We start from the raw sequence: 14,783 nt of genomic DNA, 5'->3' as shown, positions 1-14,783 counted from the left end.
CGAGGCGGGGGTCGGCGAGCAGCGCGGCGCCCATGGCCGGATCCCCCGTCACCCACGGGCCGGTGGCGGAGCGCCACAGCGGTCCGACGGCGCGGACGCGCTCGCGCAGCGGCCCCGGGTCCTCGTCCACGTCGCAGAGCAGCGCCGCGTACGGGTCGCCCTTCATCCGGTGCAGCCAGAGCAGTCCGTGCTCGTGCTGGAGCCGCTCCCCGAGCCGGGCCGGCGCCGCGGTCACGAGGCGCCCCCGGGACCGACTGCGATCAGCGGGAAGAGCTCGCCGTCGACCGGAGCGCCCGGCTCCAGGTGGGCCACCGGGTGGTCCTGCACCCCGGGGCGGTAGGTGGCGTCGGAGTCCATGTAGACGGCGGCGAAGGCGAGCCGGCGCTCGCCGTCGGTGTTGGCGGCGGCCATGTGCACGGTGCGGAAGTCGTGGAAGACCACGTCGCCGGCGCGCATCGGAACGGCCACCCGGGGGCTGAACGGGAACTCGGGCCAGATCTCCTCCATCGGCCGGTAGTCCTGGAACCCGGCCAGGTGGACCTGGCGGTGCTCCGCCGGGCGCCGGTGCGAGCCGGGCACGTAGACCAGGCAGCCACGGTCAGCGGGCACGTCCAGCAGCGGGATCCAGGCGGTCAGCGTCCGGGTGAGGCCCGCGAGCGGCAGGCCCGGCTCGTCGTCGTGGACCACGGTGGGCAGGTGGACCCGGGGCTCCTTCTTCAGCACGTCGGTGCCGTAGAGGCGCAGCGGCCCGCCGGCCAGGGACTCGGCGAGCCCGGTGACCGCGGGGTGCAGGGCGAGTCGGCGCAGGTCCGGGTGCTTGCGCCAGGCCGCCTCCACGTAGTGGACCTGGGCCTGCTCCTCGGAGGCGCCCCAGGTCTGCGGGCCCTCCTCGGCGAGGAGTCGGTCGGCGGCGGCCCGGAACACGGCCACCTCGTCGGCGGGGAGCACGGACGTGAAGTGGACGAAGCCCTGCTCCCGGTAGCGGCGCAGGGCCTCCTCGGTGGGCCGCCCGGCCTTCGTCAGATCGGTGGTTGTCTGCATCTGTTCGGCTTCCTGGATCGGGTGGGCGGGGGCGGGGAGGGCGGGCCGGGCGTTCAGCCGAGCGACTCGGCGAGCCGGGCCACCGTCTCGGCGGGGGTGGGCATGGCGAGCAGTTCGGCCCGGACCTGCCGGGCGTTCTCGCGCAGGCGGTCGTCCCGGAGCAGGGCCCGGCACTCGGCCGCGCCGAGGGTGGTGGCCTCGGCCACGAGCCCGATGCCCCGGGCCGGCAGCAGGTCGGCGCCGGTCTGCTGGTACGAACCGCGGGGGATCACGCACTGCGGGATCCCGGCGGCGGCCGCCGTCAGCAGGGTCCCGCTGCCCCCGTGGTGGACGATCGCGGCACAGGTGTCCAGGAGCTGGTCGAGCGGGGCCCACTCGACCAGCCTGACGTTGGGCGGGACATCGCTCAGGAGCGCCGGGTCGCCGCCCCCGAGCGTGACCACGAACTCGGCGTCCACGCCCCGGGCGGCCTTCAGGAGCGGCTCCAGGATGGCGATGCCGCCCCACTGAGCCTCGATGGTGCCGAGGGTGACGGCGATCCGGGGCGCCCGCGGGCGTTCCCTCAACCAGCCGGGCAGCACGGACCCGCCGTTGTAGGGCACGTGGCGCAGCAGCCCGGCCCCGGGGGTGCGGCGGTCTTCGGGGAGGAGCGCGGTGAGGCTCGGGGGGAGGGTGGTGAGCGCGACCGTGGCCGCGGGTTCACCGGTGACGCCGTGACGCTCCCAGTGCGGTGCCGTCCCGGCGCGGAGCAGGGTGCGCAGACTGGCGCCGCTGTCGTACGAACCGAGCCGGGGCTCGACCAGCGGCACGCCCAGCGCGGCGGCGACGAGCCGGCCGGCCGCCTGCAGGGGTGGCGCGACCATCAGGTCGGGTGACCAGTCGCAGGCCGCCGCGAGGACACCGTCCACCATGACCCCGGAGACCCGGGCGAAGAGCGTGGCGAGTTCGGCGTCGTCGGGGTCCTCCGCGAACATGGGGTGGTCCGTGGGAACGCCGTCCCCGCTCTCCTGGGGCAGGTAGACCGGCAGGTAGTCCAGGTCCGGGGTGACGTCCACGACGTCGAACCCGGCCTCGGCCGCGGCGAGGCCGAGCCCTCCGGTGGCGTAGCGGACCCGGTGGCCCGCGGCGCGGAAGGCCTGGGCGAGGGGGATGGTCGGGAAGAGGTGGCCGAGGCCCGGGGAGGTCACGAACAGGACGCGCATGCTGCTCCCAGGTTGGGTGTCGGGTCGGTCGTCGTCGGGCGCGGCGCGGGTGTCACGGGACCACCGGGGCGGTCCCGAGGAAGAGACCGCGGCCGGCGTGCGGACCGGGGACGTACGTGACGTCGAGGCCGGCCGCGCGGAACGCGGCCTCGTAGGTGGCGCGGGGGAACAGCGAGATGCGGTGGGTCTCGGTGAAGTGCCGGACGCCGGTGCGGGCGTCGGCCACCACGTAGTGCACGTCCATCCGGCAGGCGTCGCCCGCCCGTACGGAGTGCGAGACCCTGGCGATGGTGCGCCCCGCCACGGTGGCGACATCCCCGGAGACGTATCCGTCGAGGTAGGTCTCGGGGAACCACCAGGGATCGACGGCCACCACTCCCCCGGACGTCAGGTGCCGGGCGAAGGCGGCCAGGGCGGCGTGGAGTTCGGCCGGGTCGGTGGCGTAGCCGAGCGACCCGAACAGGCAGGTGATCACGTCGAAGCGGGTGTCGAGCCGGAAGTCGCGCAGGTCTCCGGTGTGGACGGGAACGTCGGGCAGCGCCCGGCGCGCGGCACGGACCATCGGTTCGGACAGTTCGAGCCCGGCGACCCGGTCGAAGAGGCCGGCGAAGTGGCGCAGGTGCGCCCCGGTGCCGCAGGCCACGTCGAGCAGGGAGTCGGCGTCCGGCCGCAACGCGCGCACCCGCCGGGTGAGGTCGTGTGCCTCGGCCGCGTAGTCCTTGCCGCGGCTCTCGTGGATGAGGTCGTGGATCTCGGTGAGGTCAGCCCCGTACATGAACGGGATCGTCGGAAGCCGCGCTGGAGAAATCGCCCAGGGCGGATGGAGGCGGTGCGCGGCGGCGGCGGGGCCGGGTCCATCGCGATCCGACCGGTTCACGAGTGCGCGCGGCCACCCTCGGCCGGAACCGGACGAAGCCGGACCGAAGGGAGGACCGACGTGGACATCGGGGAGATCACGGCGGAGCTGGAGCGGTATCTGGGGCCGGACGCCGAGGATCTGAGCCTGCCGCCGGCGGCGTTCACGTCGCCCGAGTTGTGGGAGGTGGAGCGGCAGCTGGTGTTCGGTCGCTCCTGGGTGCTGGTCGCGCACGTGGACGAGCTGACGGAGACCGGGTCCTACGTGTCCCTGTCGGTGGCGGGCGAGCCGGTGGTCGTGGTGCGCGGCGAGGACGGCTCGCTGTACGGGCTCTCGCCGGTGTGCCGGCACCGGCTGATGCCGGTGGTGGAGGAGGGCGCGGGGCGGACCGACGTCTTCACGTGCCCCTATCACCTGTGGCGCTACGCTCTGGACGGCCGCCTGGTCGGTGCCACCCACATGAAGCGCAATCCGGCCTTCGACCCGTCCACGTGTCGGCTGCCCGCCTTCGCGGTGGAGGAGTGGCAGGGGTTCGTCTTCGTCAACCTGGACGCCTCGGCCGAGCCGCTGGGGCCCCATCTGCGGCGGATCGGCGAGGACCTGGTCAACTACCGGCTGCCGGAGCTGACCCAGGTGGCCGGCTGGACGGAGGAATGGCACTGCAACTGGAAGATCGCCGTCGAGAACGCGCACGAGAACTACCACGTCATGGGCTTCCACCCGGAGACCCTGCAACCGACCACGCCCGGGGGCGCGCGGACGACGGTCCGCGCGGACTCGCCGTGGGCCGACAGCATGCGGGTGCGCTACGCGGAGCCGCTGGAGCCGGTGGTCCTCGACCTCACCGAGGAGGAACGCGCGCACCTGTACGGCTTCTTCGTCTTCCCGTCGGGCAGCCTGGCCGCCTCCGGCGACATGGTGATCTGGCTCAGCCTCCTTCCGACGTCCATCGACCGCACCCTGGTGCGGGGCGGGGTGCTGATGCCCCCCGCCCTGCTCGACGGCCAGGACCGCGAGGCCGTGCGGAAGGAAGCGGAGGCGTACGCCGCCCGGATCAACGGCGAGGACCGACACGGCCTGGAGGCGGTCCAACGAGGCGCCGCCTCGCGCTTCGCCGAGCGCGGCCACCTCTCCCCCAAGGAGCCCGGTGTCCTGCTCTTCTATCGCAGCCTGGCCCGCGCCCTGCTGCGTGACGACGCCGACTGGCCCGGCGAGCTCGGCCCGCCCCCGGAGAGCGCGGCCCCGTCGGACCCCTCACCTACGGCTTCACGTCGAGACGAACGAGCGCGCCGATCTCGACGAGTTGGTCCGGCAGCGCCAAGTCGGATACGCCCATGATCGTGCTGGTGGGCCGGTGCTCCCCGAAGTACTCGGCGTGGAGGCGTGCTGCCGTGTCGAAGTTCTCGCGCAGGTTCCTCACCAGAACCGTGGTCTCCACTACCTGGCCTCGCTCGGCCCCGAACTGCCTCAGTACCAGGTCCAGATTCTCCAGCGTGGTACGGACCTGCAGTTCGAAGTCGTCGGCACCCACGAAAGTGCCGTGCTGGTCATGAGACAGCTGCCCCGACACATAGACCGTGTCACCGACCTGAGTGGCCTGACTGTATCCGTACAACGATTCCCAGGGCATGCCGAACCCGAATGCCTTCAGCTGAGTACTCATGGCTCACTCCCTTGATGCAGTTTGCGGGCCGCCCGGTGCAGACAGGCCCCTTACGCGAAGAAAGTTATGGGTTCGCGTGAACAACGCTCGTCCGGCAGCGCCGTCGACGTTTCCTTTGCGCGCACACAATTGGGTGAGGCCGGACGGGCTGACGGGGCCGGCCTCGATCTCCGGCGGAAGGGCGAGCGACTCGGCGGCCGGATCAACGATGCGCGGCGCCCAACGCGTCCAGGGTGTCGAGTTCGCGTTCGAACGCGGTGCGGGCGAGCGCCGTGCGGTTGGGGCGGTCGAGCTTGATCAGCAGTGACTCGACGTGGCTGCGCACGGTGCGGACCGCGATGCCGAGGGCCAGCGAGATCCGCTCGTTGGACCACCCCCGGGAGACCAGTCCGACGACGTCGAGTTCGCGGCCGGTGAGCCCGCCGAGCGCGGGGGCCCGGCCGATCCGGACGAGGACGGCGTCCGGCCGGCGCACCGCGCGGACGTGCCACCAGGTGCCGTCGGCGGACCGGTGGTGGAAGCCGACGCGGCCCCCCGCGCCGAGGGCGGCGGCCCGGACGGCGAGGCGCAGCTCCGCGCGGTTGAGCGGCGCCCGGGCGAGGTCTCCGGCCCTGACCTCGACCGCCTCCCCGGTGATCCACAGGACCAGGTCGGCCTGGCCGCCGTCGCCGTCCGCCCCGGGGTCGACGAGTCCCGCGAGGTCGTACGACAGCATCGTCAGCGCCAGGCACGACCCGTCGTCGAGCGGTACGGGACGGCTGGAGCTCATCACGACGTATCCCGGGGCGGGTGCGCGGGCGGTGGGCGGAGCCAGGGGCAGCGTCAGCCCCTCGCGGAAGCCGTTGGGCAGGATCGCGTCCCGGTACGTCCGGGTCTCCCGGACGTCGAACGGCACGTCCATGAAGCGCACGGGGGCACCCCGGCGCAGGGCGAGCTGGTGGACCGGGCAGGTGCGGCCGTACGTCGTGGTCACGTAGGCGAGGGTGTCCGCCGGGTAGTCGAGGTTGACGACGGCCGCGTGCGGGCCGGCACCGGAGGCGATCAGCGCGGCGCAGTCGAAGCCGAGCCCGTCGCGCATGGCACGCAGGGGCGCCTCGGGCGGAAGCTCGCCCCGGCCGGCCGCGCGGACGTCCTCGGCGAGCCGGACCCACCACTGCATGTCGGCGGCCATTCGAGAACCTCCCATATGGGACGAATGGACGAATCATGGGGACGGCCGCCCGGCGGTGTCAAGACCAGGAGCCCTTCTGCGGAACGAGGTCGCGGGAGGATCCGGCTCCCGGTGCGAGCGATCGTGCTCCACGGTGGAGCACTCACCACCCCTTCTCCCCCGCCGGACGCACAGCCGGGGCGTGCGGGGAACGGCCTTTCGGCCGAGGTGCGGGACCTCACAGGCTCGTAGCTTCTGCACACCGAGTCGGCCGACGGGCCTCCTCCTCGTCACGGCAGATGGAGATCCTGATGAACATCGACGAATACGCCGCCCTCGACGCCACCGCCCTCGCCGCGGTCATCGCGTCCGGTGAGGTCACCGCCGACGACGTGGCCGCGCTGGCCACCGAGGCCGTCACCACCGTCGACAAGGAACTGAACGCGGTCGCCGAGGGCCCGTTCGACCGCCCGCTCGACCACGCCGCCGACGGCCGGTTCGCCGGCGTGCCGTTCGCGATCAAGGACCTCGTCCTCCGCGCCGCCGGCGTGCCGACCCGGATGGGGACGCGGCTGCTGGGCAAGGACGGCTACGTGCCGGCCGCCGACACCCACCTGATGGAACGCTTCCGCGCGGCCGGCCTGGCCGCACTCGCCGTGACGACCACCCCGGAGCTGGGTTTCAACGGCAACTCCGAGGCGCTCGCCTACGGCCCGACCCGCAACCCCTGGAACACCGCCCACAGCGCCGGCGGGTCCAGCGGCGGCTCGGCGGCGCTCGTCGCCGCGGGAGCGCTCCCGGTCGCGCACGCCAACGACGGCGGCGGCTCGATCCGGGTGCCCGCCGCCTGCAACGGACTGGTCGGGCTGAAGCCCAGCCGGGGCCGCGTACCCTCCGGTCCGGACCACGGTGACGCGCTCTACGGGATGGGCGTCGAGCTCGCGGTGAGCCGTACCGTCCGGGACACCGCCGCGCTGCTCGACGAGGTGGCCGTGAGCTACCCCGGCGATCCGGTCGTCATCGCGCCGCCCGCGCGCCCGTTCCTCCAGGAGGTGGGTGCCGACACGGGCCGGCTGCGGATCGCCGTGCACACCGAGTCCTGGGCGGGCAGCCCCGTGGACCCGGAGGTCGCCCGGGCCGTCGAGGCCGCCGCCAGGACCCTCGAAGCCGCGGGACACCACGTCGACCGCGCGACCCCCGTCGTCGACTGGGAGCGGCTGCTGACCTCGAACATCGCCCTGTGGTCGGCCTTCCTCGCCGAGGGCGTCGCCGGGATCGAGGCCATGACCGGCACGACGGCGGGGCCGGAGAACCTCGAACTCACCACGCTGGCCTGCGTCGAGTACGGCCGCGGGCTCAGCGCGCTCGAACTCAACGACGCCCTCGCCTCGATGAACGCCGTCTCGCGCGAGCTCGGACGGTTCTTCACCGGGTACGACCTCCTGCTGACGCCCACCATGAACACCCCGGCGCCGCTGCTCGGCCACCTCGACGGCAACGCCGACCTCGGCGCGCTGGAGTGGGCCCGACGGATCTTCGAGGTCTGCTCCTTCACCCCGCTGTTCAACCAGACCGGCACCCCCGCCGTCAGCCTGCCGCTCGCCCAGTCCTCGCAGGGCCTGCCCATCGGCGTCCAGCTCGCCGGTCCCTTCGGCTCGGAGGCGCTGCTGCTGCGGGTCTCCGCCCTGCTGGAAAGCGCGATGCCCTGGGCGGACCGGCGCCCTGCCGTCCACGCCGCCACGCTCATGTCCCGGGACGCGTAGGCCTCACCCCCCGCACGGGCCCGTTCCGCCGGAACCGCGGCGGCGGAACGGGGCCGTCGGCCCACACCCCTGCTCCCCCGGCGGGGCGACGACCAGGATCCGGGCGCCCGGCGGAGGGCCCCGGATCACTCCCGGCGGGCCAGCAGCCGGTAGGCGTTCGACAGGCCGGTACGGCCGGCGGACCGGGCGGCCAGCCGGTCGAGCAGCGCCGCGAGCAGCAGGACGGGCGCACCGGCCAGGAACACCGCGCCGCGCAGCGCCCGCCGCAGCCGTCCCGGCGGGTCGCCCGGCAGCCAGGGCGCGTCCTCGCGCGGCGCGCCCGCGTCCAGCAGCAGCCAGCAGGCGGCCAACAGGTCCACCGGGTCGTGCGGTTCGCCGTGCTGCTCCAGCACGACGGTGAAGCCGAGTTCGCCGAGCCGGCGGCGCAGGTTGGCGGCCGGCATCAGGTGCAGGTGCTGCGGCTGGAGCCAGGGCAGCCACCAGCGGCCCAGCAGCCGGGCGTAGCGGCTCTGCGGGTCCGGGACCTCGATCAGCAGCAGCCCGCCGGGGCGCAGCACCCGGCGGGCGGCGGCCAGCTCGCGGACCGGGTCGGTGCTGTGCTCCAGGTAGTGGAACATGCTCACCACCTCGTACCGGTCGGCCAGCCCGGGTGCGAGATCGGGCAGGGACCCCCGGAAGCCGTGCGCCAACCGGCCGTTCCGCTGAGCGAGTTCGGTGCCCTCGCTGAGGTCCAGGCCGTCGAAGGCGGTGTCGGGGAAGACCTCGCGGGCGGTCTCGCAGAAGTGGCCGTGCCCGGTGCCGACGTCAAGCCAGCTGCCGGGCGCGGCGGCGAAGGGGGCCACCGAGCGGGCGCGGTCGCGGTAGGCCGCGGTGCGGGTGCCGAAGACCCCGCCGAGCCGCTGCTCGCCCAGGCCGTCGTAGAAGTCGCGGTAGTAGAACTCCAGTCCCTCGCCGGTCAGTCGGGGGTTCTGGAAGACGTGCGCGCAGTCCTGGCACTCGTCCAGGACGAACCGGCCCGGCTTGTGCTGCAACAGGTCGGTGGTGCGCAGCCGGACCCGCAGCCGGTCGGAGCCGCACCAGGGGCAGTCGGCACGCCGCGGTTCGAAGAACCGCTCGGTGCCGCCGGCCAGTTCGGCCCGGTAGGCGGGTCGGCGGGCGGCGACCCGGCGGGCGCGGAGCGCCGCCTTGCCGGCCGTGGCCGGGGCTGGTTCGGTGGTGGTCACGGGACCCTCCTGACGGACAGGGCTTCGAGGTGGTCGGCGGCCCGGGCGGCGCCGCCGGCCGCGCGGAAGGAGGCGCCGACCCGGCGTGCGGCGGCCCGATGGGCCGGGTCGTCGAGGACGGCGTCCACGGCCTGGCCGAGCCGGGCCGCGCCGGTGCGGCCGAACCGCACCCGGACGCCCGCGCCGGCCGCCACCACCTGCCCGGCCACCACCGGCTGGTCGTCGCGGATCGGGGCGACCACCAGCGGGACGCCGTGCCAGAGGGCCTCACAGACCGTGTTGTGCCCGGCATGGCAGACCACGGCGGCGGCGCGCTCCAGCAGCTCCAGCTGCGGTACCGAGGGCAGGACCAGGACGTCCGGGTCCTGCGCCGGGGCGCCCAGGACCGCACCGGGGTCGACGATCACGGCCTGCAACCGCCCGGCGCGGGCGCGCAGCGCCTCCTGGCAGGCCGCCAGGAAGGCCGTTCCGGTGTCGGTGTTGGCCGTGCCGAGGGTGACCAGCACCGTCTCCCGGTCCGGGTCCAGCCACTGCCACGGGAAGTCCGGCGCCGTGCGGCGGGCCGCCAGGGCCGGGCCGACGCAGCGGATCGGTCCGGCCGCGGGGGCGGCCGGCCCGGCCAGCTCGGGGGTGGTGAAGGCGAGGGTCAGGTACGGGGAGAAGCGGGGGTCGCCGGTGCGCTCCGGGTCGCCGATCCGCCCCCGCAGGCCGGCCAGCAGGCCGGAGATCCAGCCCTCCACCAGCGGCATGGCGTCCAGCGCTCCGGTGAACTCCGCCGAAGTGGTCGCGCTGGTGGCCCACGGCAGGCCGAGCCGCTCGGCCACCAGCGCACCGGCCACCGCCTGCTGGTCCACCACCAGCACGTCCGGCCGGAACTTCCGCACCGCCGCCGCCACACCGGGGGCCATCGCCTCGGCGAGCGGAACCAGGAAGTCCTCCCAGAGGAACTTCAGGGCCGCCGGGCCGCGCAGCTCGGGCGGCCGCTGCGCCGTGCCGCCGGGGCCGAACTCGGGTACGCCGCACGGGAAGACCGGCGCCTCGGGCCCCACGAGCGGGCCGAGCAGCCCGGGCAGACCGGCCCAGGCGGTCGGGTGTCCGCGCGCGGCCAGTTCGGCGGCGACGCCCGCGGCCGGGTTGATGTGACCGACCAGGGGCGGGACGACGAACAGGTACCCGGTCACCGGACGCTCCACTCGGCCTCGCGCCGAGGCACGCCCTCGCGCAGCCGGGCGCCGTGCTCGCGCAGCCAGGACAGCGTGAGCTCGCGAGTGGCCCCGGGGGCCTCGACCAGGACGGAGTGGTCCTGGCCGGGGACGAAGGTGCTCCGGCAGTCCGCCAGCAGCCCGTCCAGCCAGGCGGCCTGGGGTGCCAGGTCGGACTCCGTCCCGTAGACGGCCAGCACCGGGCAGCGGATCGCGCGAAGCTCGGCCTCGGTGGGCAGCAGGCTGGCGGGGATGTCCCGGGCCAGCGAGGTGTCGGCCAGCAGGGCGCCGGCCGAGCGGGCCAGCCTGGCCGTGTGCGAGCCCCGCTGCCGGGCGACCCAGGCCAGCGTCTCCTCCTCCACCAGGTGGCGTTCGGCCTGCCGCAGGATGCCGTCCAGCTTCACCGACCAGGCGCGTGAGGCCGGTTCGGACTCGATCGCCAGGATGCCCGCGACCTGCGCCGGGCGCCGGGTGGCGAGGCCGAACGCCACTGTGCCGCCGAAGGAGTTGCCGACCAGGTGGACCGGGCCGGTCACGTCCAGCCGGTCCAGCAGCGCCTCCAGGTCGTCGACGAAGTGCTCCAGGCGGTAGCCGGTCGGCGGCCGGGCGGTGCGGCCGTGGCCGCGGTGGTCGTACATCAGCACGTCCAGCCCGGCGGCGGCCAGCGCGGGGGCGAGGGTGAAGTAGTAGCTGGCGAGGCTGTCGGTGAGCAGCCCGTGCAGCAGGACGACGGTCGCGGCGGGCGGGCGGCCGTCCTGCGGGCCGAGCCGCTGCACGTGGCAGCGGAGCCCGCCGAGGTCCAGGAAGACCATCTCAGCTCCGCCCGGCGGTCCGCAGGCGCTCCACCACGTGGCGGACCAGTCGGCCGACCGTCAGGCCGATGATCTCGTCGAGTTCCATGCCCGCGAGGAACTCGGCGAAGTTGATCCGGTCGCCCCAGCGCTCCTGGAGCTGCCCGGCCAGCGTGACCAGGTCGATGCTCTCGAGTTCCAGGTCCTCGGTGAACCGGGACTCCATGGTGACCTCGGCGTCGTCGAGGCCGTACTCCTCCAGCACGGCGGCCAGCATGGCGGTGATCTCGGTGAGGACCTCCTGCTCGGTGGGCGGTCGCAGGTCCACGGTCTGCTCGCTGGCGGTCACTTGACTGTCGTCCTCTCGTCGCTCTCGATGTGGTCGCTGTCGGGGCCGTCGTCGGCTCGGGTCCAGGCGACGACGTAGCTGCGCTCCGGCAGGCCGGGCGGGCTGTCGACGCCGGTGCAGCGCAGCCGGTGGGTGCGCGGTCCGGCCGGCCCGGCGGCCACGACCGTCAACGCGGACGGTTCGGCCGCGACCACGGCGAAGTCGCGCGGCCTGCCCCGCAGACCGGTGCCCTCGCTCTTGGCCGCCGCCTCCTTGGCCGCCCAGAACCGGCTGAACCAGAGCGCCTCGGAGCCGCCGTGGGCCTGTCGGCACTCCGCCAGGAGTGCCAGCTCCGCCGGGCCCAGGGCGACCCGCAGGGTCTCCGCCGGGCGCTCCACGACCTCCTCCAGGTCGATGCCCGCCCCCGGCCCACCGCCGGGGCGGTGCGGCCGGACCAGTGCGACGGCCGCCTCGGCCCGGTGGGCGAGCGAAACCTCCAGCTCCGGTAGCGTCCGGCCGTGCAGTCCAGCCACCCGGGGGCGGCCGGAGTCCTCGTTGAGCACCTCGATCTCCGCCGGGAAGACCGCGGTCTCGCCCTGCTGCCAGAGCAGGCGCCGCACCGCGTCCTTGGCCGCGATCCGGCCGAGCAGCCAGGCCCGGCGGCCGCGCGGCGGCTGCCGCTCGTACCGGGCCCGCTCGGCGGTGCCGAGGTGGTTGCGCATGATCAGGTCGCGGGAGGCGAGGTCGGGCCAGCGCTCGTGCAGCAGCACCCAACCGCCGGGCTGCGGGGTGGAGAGGGTGTTGCGCTCGACGAACCGGTCGACGGGCCTGGTCTCGGGGTGGCTGTCGAAGCGGCGGTCCTGCCAGCCGCGTGCCTCCGCCCAGACGGCGCCGCCGGACAGCAGCTGCGCGTCGGCCTCCAGGACGGTGTCGGTGAGGCCGGTGATCCGGATGTGGCACCGCAGCTCGGTGCCCGGTCGCGGCGGCGGTCCGTAGAAGCGCAACTGCCCGATGCCGACCGGGAAGACCACCGTCCGCTCGGCGCGGGTCGCCATGATCCAGTAGCCCAGCAGCTGGCCGACGTTGTCCAGCAGCGCGCCGGGCGCGGCCGGTGCGGTGATCACGCCGCGTACGTGCGACCGTCCGAGGGCGGTCAGCTCGGTGAGTCCCTGGAACGCGGGGCCGTGGAACATCCACCGCTGGTCGTACAGCCCGGCGGCGGTCAGCTCCGGCGCCCGCTCGGCCGAGGGGTCGACCGGCCACGGGGCCGGCGGCGGAGCGTGATGTTCCGTCAGTTCGACCACTCCCCGGGCGAATCCGCCGAAATCTGCGGCGAGCAGGCCGGGGCCGGCGTGCTCCAGGGTGATGTCGACGTCCAGCGGGGTCGCGGCCGGCACCCACTGCCCGAAGCGCAACTCGCGCACCCCGGTGGCCAGTCGGCCGGGGACCGCCCGCTCGGCGGCGTCCGCCAGGTGCTGCACGATGGTGGTGGCCGGTACGACGGGCCAGCGGTCCAGCGGGTCGGGCCAGCCGGGGCGCTGGCGGAAGAAGCAGTGGTCGAGCAGGTAGGGCATGGTCTCGAGCGAGACGCGGAGTCTGCTGACGAGTTCCTGGCGGGACGCGGCAGGTACGGCGGGCGCGGCAGGTACGGCCGGCACGATGGGCCCGGCCGGTGCGGCCGGTGCGGCGGATGCGACCGGCTGCCGCCCCGCGCCGATCAGTTCGGCCGCTGCCCGTCCGGTCTCGCGCAGCAGTGCGTCCAGTTCGGCGGCGACCGGCGAGCGGTCGGCGAGCGAGGCGAGGTCGGGCCCGGTCCGACGGGCGGACGCCAGGTCGGCGCGGAGCGCACCGAGTACGACCGGGTCCAGCGAGACGAGCGCGCCGCCGAGGTCCAACGGTACCGCCGGGTGCGGCCGTTGCGGCGCGGCGGCTCGGACGGCGGCGGGCCGCAGGGCGGCCGCGTCCGGTTCGGCGCCGTCCACCCAGAGCGCGGCCGCCACCCGGCGCAGCTGCGCCAGCCCGTCGCGCAGCGGGGAGTTGGCCGCGACCGCCAGGTGCGCCCGCGCGCCGAGGGTGTCCCCCACCAGCGAGGCGAGCTGCCCGGTCCCCGCCTGGACGAACACCCGGAACCCGGCCGCGTACATCGCCTCGACCAGCGGCCGGAACCGCACCGGCTCCAGCAGGTGGCGCAGGAACAGCGCGCGGACGGCCGCCTCGGTCGGCGGGAAGGGCGAGGCGGTCGTCCCGGACCAGACCGGCACGGTGGGCCGGTGCAGCTCGAACAGGTCGGCGGACCGCCGGATCGGGTCGAGGTAGGGGGCCAGCATCGGGGTGTGGAAGCCGGACCGGAACGGCAGCACCTGGCCGAGGACGCCGCGTGCGCGGAACCAGTGCACCAGCTCGGCCACCGGCTGCTCGGGACCGCAGACGATCGACTGCTGCGGCGCGTTGTCGTGCGAGAGGACCACCTCGGACATGCCGTCGACCGTCGCCAGCACGTCGAGCACCCGGTCGGCGGGGGCACCGAGCGCGGCGAAGGCCAGCCCGGGGACGCGCAGCGAATCCGGGTCGAAGGCCGTCAGGAAGGTGTCCACCGAGGCGCCGGAGTACAGGCCGCCCGCGATCATGGCGGTCCACTCGCCGACGCTGTGCCCGGCCACGGCGTCCGGCCGGACGCCGATCCGGCGCAGCGCGGTGTCGAGCAGCCGCCCGACGGCGACCACGCCGACGCCGTGCCGCGCCACGTCGCCGACCAGGGCGACGTCCGCCGGGCGGGGCAGGCCGAAGTGGTCGGCGACATCGTCCACCCGAGGGCTGAACTCCCCCTCCAGGCCGGGGAAGAGGAAGGCGATCCGGCCACCGGACGCCAGCAGCGGCTCCGGCGTGAACCACACGTCGCCGCGCCCGCGCCAGGCCCGCCCCCGGGCCACCGCCCGACGGGCCAGCGCCAGCCGCTTCGGCGTCGGGTCGGCGATCGCCAGCCGGCAGCCCGGCGCGCCGGCCCCCGGCTCCTCCGCCGCGGCGGCCAGCAGCGCCGAGTCGTCGGCCGCCAACCGGCCGGCGAGCCGTTCGGGCCCGTCGGCGGCCAGTCGCAGCACGCGCTCGGGTTCGGCGACGGACAGGGCGGCGCCGCGGACGGCCCGGGTGGGGACCGGGGCCTGCTCCAGCACCACGTGGGCGTTGATGCCACCGAAGCCGAAGGCGTTCACCCCGGCCCGACGGGGCGGCCCGGCAGGGCCGGTCTCCCAGGGCCGCGCGGCGGCGATGGTGCGGAACCGGGTGCCGGCCAGCGCCGGGTGCGGGTCCTCGCAGTGCAGGGTGGGCAGCAGCACGCCGTGGTGCACGGCCAGCACCGCCTTGACCAGGCCGGCCACGCCGGCGGCCGGCATGGTGTGGCCGATCATGGACTTCACCGAGCCGAGCACGGCCCGCTCCGCTCCGCCCGGAGGCCCGAACACCTCGGCCAGGGTGGCGAGTTCGGCGGCGTCACCGGCCGGGGTGGCGGTGCCGTGGGCCTCCAGCAGGCCGAGCGCGCCGGGCGCCGCCGGGTCGAGCCCGGCCGCC

12 protein-coding genes and 1 pseudogene are annotated in these 14,783 nt (G+C 75.0%); 2 read left to right on the top strand and 11 right to left on the bottom strand.

Going from position 1 to position 14,783, the window contains the following annotated elements; genetic code table 11:
• From AB0E96_RS27545 to AB0E96_RS27530, 4 genes and pseudogenes are all read right to left on the bottom strand, one after another.
• Nucleotides 1-235, bottom strand: a pseudogene (locus tag AB0E96_RS27545) (TDP-4-keto-6-deoxy-glucose 3,4-isomerase); the annotation flags it as partial.
• Nucleotides 232-1,041, bottom strand: a complete 810-nt coding sequence (locus tag AB0E96_RS27540) for a phytanoyl-CoA dioxygenase family protein (protein ID WP_359828203.1) — start codon at nt 1,039-1,041, stop codon at nt 232-234. The gene AB0E96_RS27540 and the pseudogene AB0E96_RS27545, both read right to left, overlap by 4 nt.
• A gap of 53 nt (nt 1,042-1,094) precedes the next feature.
• Entirely contained in the window at nt 1,095-2,243 is a 1,149-nt protein-coding gene (locus tag AB0E96_RS27535) for a nucleotide disphospho-sugar-binding domain-containing protein (RefSeq protein ID WP_359828201.1), read from the bottom strand.
• A gap of 52 nt (nt 2,244-2,295) precedes the next feature.
• Nucleotides 2,296-3,018, bottom strand: coding sequence for a class I SAM-dependent methyltransferase (locus AB0E96_RS27530; RefSeq protein WP_359828200.1), 723 nt, complete (start codon nt 3,016-3,018; stop codon nt 2,296-2,298).
• A 162-nt stretch (nt 3,019-3,180) separates the two neighbouring features.
• On the opposite strand from AB0E96_RS27530, the gene AB0E96_RS27525 reads away from it, so the two are divergent.
• Nucleotides 3,181-4,437: an aromatic ring-hydroxylating dioxygenase subunit alpha gene (locus AB0E96_RS27525; protein ID WP_359828199.1), complete on the top strand. Its 1,257-nt coding sequence runs from the start codon at nt 3,181-3,183 to the stop codon at nt 4,435-4,437.
• Here AB0E96_RS27525 and AB0E96_RS27520 read toward each other — a convergent pair.
• Both AB0E96_RS27520 and AB0E96_RS27515 read right to left on the bottom strand, forming a co-directional pair.
• The gene (locus AB0E96_RS27520; protein ID WP_359828198.1) at nt 4,358-4,762 is read right to left on the bottom strand and encodes a Rid family hydrolase; all 405 of its coding nucleotides are present in this window, start codon (nt 4,760-4,762) and stop codon (nt 4,358-4,360) included. The genes AB0E96_RS27525 and AB0E96_RS27520 overlap by 80 nt on opposite strands.
• Nucleotides 4,763-4,964: 202 nt before the next feature.
• Nucleotides 4,965-5,933, bottom strand: coding sequence for a LuxR C-terminal-related transcriptional regulator (locus AB0E96_RS27515; protein WP_359828196.1), 969 nt, complete (start codon nt 5,931-5,933; stop codon nt 4,965-4,967).
• 290 nt (nt 5,934-6,223) lie between these two features.
• Here AB0E96_RS27515 and AB0E96_RS27510 point away from each other — a divergent pair, with 290 nt between their 5' ends.
• Entirely contained in the window at nt 6,224-7,675 is a 1,452-nt protein-coding gene (locus tag AB0E96_RS27510) for an amidase family protein (RefSeq protein ID WP_359828194.1), read from the top strand.
• A gap of 125 nt (nt 7,676-7,800) precedes the next feature.
• Here AB0E96_RS27510 and AB0E96_RS27505 read toward each other — a convergent pair whose 3' ends face one another.
• The 5 genes from AB0E96_RS27505 to AB0E96_RS27485 form a co-directional block, all read right to left on the bottom strand.
• Complete coding sequence (locus tag AB0E96_RS27505; RefSeq protein ID WP_359828192.1) at nt 7,801-8,898, bottom strand: class I SAM-dependent methyltransferase; 1,098 nt, start codon at nt 8,896-8,898, stop codon at nt 7,801-7,803.
• Nucleotides 8,895-10,079, bottom strand: coding sequence for a glycosyltransferase (locus AB0E96_RS27500; protein ID WP_359828190.1), 1,185 nt, complete (start codon nt 10,077-10,079; stop codon nt 8,895-8,897). Before AB0E96_RS27500 ends, AB0E96_RS27505 begins: the two co-directional genes overlap by 4 nt.
• On the bottom strand, nt 10,076-10,912 hold the full coding sequence (locus tag AB0E96_RS27495; protein WP_359828189.1) for an alpha/beta hydrolase: 837 nt from the start codon (nt 10,910-10,912) through the stop codon (nt 10,076-10,078). The genes AB0E96_RS27500 and AB0E96_RS27495 overlap by 4 nt, the downstream gene beginning before the upstream one ends.
• Nucleotide 10,913: 1 nt before the next feature.
• Entirely contained in the window at nt 10,914-11,168 is a 255-nt protein-coding gene (locus tag AB0E96_RS27490; RefSeq protein ID WP_359828204.1) for a phosphopantetheine-binding protein, read from the bottom strand.
• Nucleotides 11,169-11,236: 68 nt separating this feature from the next.
• Nucleotides 11,237-14,783 (bottom strand): acyltransferase domain-containing protein (locus tag AB0E96_RS27485; protein WP_359828188.1); only part of this gene is annotated, 3,547 nt, incomplete at its 5' end.

It is taken from the genome of Kitasatospora sp. NPDC036755 (assembly GCF_040636595.1).
Lineage (GTDB): Bacteria > Actinomycetota > Actinomycetes > Streptomycetales > Streptomycetaceae > Kitasatospora.
Note: the sequence above shows the minus strand (reverse complement) of the source record. Positions and strands in the feature narration are given on the sequence as shown.

Excerpts from the sequence above, each read along its gene's own strand:
- AB0E96_RS27540 (WP_359828203.1), bottom strand. The coding sequence starts at position 1,041 with ATGCAGACAACCACCGATCTGACGAAGGCCGGGCGGCCCACCGAGGAG.
- AB0E96_RS27535 (WP_359828201.1), bottom strand. The coding sequence starts at position 2,243 with ATGCGCGTCCTGTTCGTGACCTCCCCGGGCCTCGGCCACCTCTTCCCG.
- AB0E96_RS27530 (WP_359828200.1), bottom strand. The coding sequence starts at position 3,018 with ATGTACGGGGCTGACCTCACCGAGATCCACGACCTCATCCACGAGAGC.
- AB0E96_RS27520 (WP_359828198.1), bottom strand. The coding sequence starts at position 4,762 with ATGAGTACTCAGCTGAAGGCATTCGGGTTCGGCATGCCCTGGGAATCG.
- AB0E96_RS27515 (WP_359828196.1), bottom strand. The coding sequence starts at position 5,933 with ATGGCCGCCGACATGCAGTGGTGGGTCCGGCTCGCCGAGGACGTCCGC.
- AB0E96_RS27510 (WP_359828194.1), top strand. The coding sequence starts at position 6,224 with ATGAACATCGACGAATACGCCGCCCTCGACGCCACCGCCCTCGCCGCG.
- AB0E96_RS27495 (WP_359828189.1), bottom strand. The coding sequence starts at position 10,912 with ATGGTCTTCCTGGACCTCGGCGGGCTCCGCTGCCACGTGCAGCGGCTC.
- AB0E96_RS27490 (WP_359828204.1), bottom strand. The coding sequence starts at position 11,168 with ATGCTGGCCGCCGTGCTGGAGGAGTACGGCCTCGACGACGCCGAGGTC.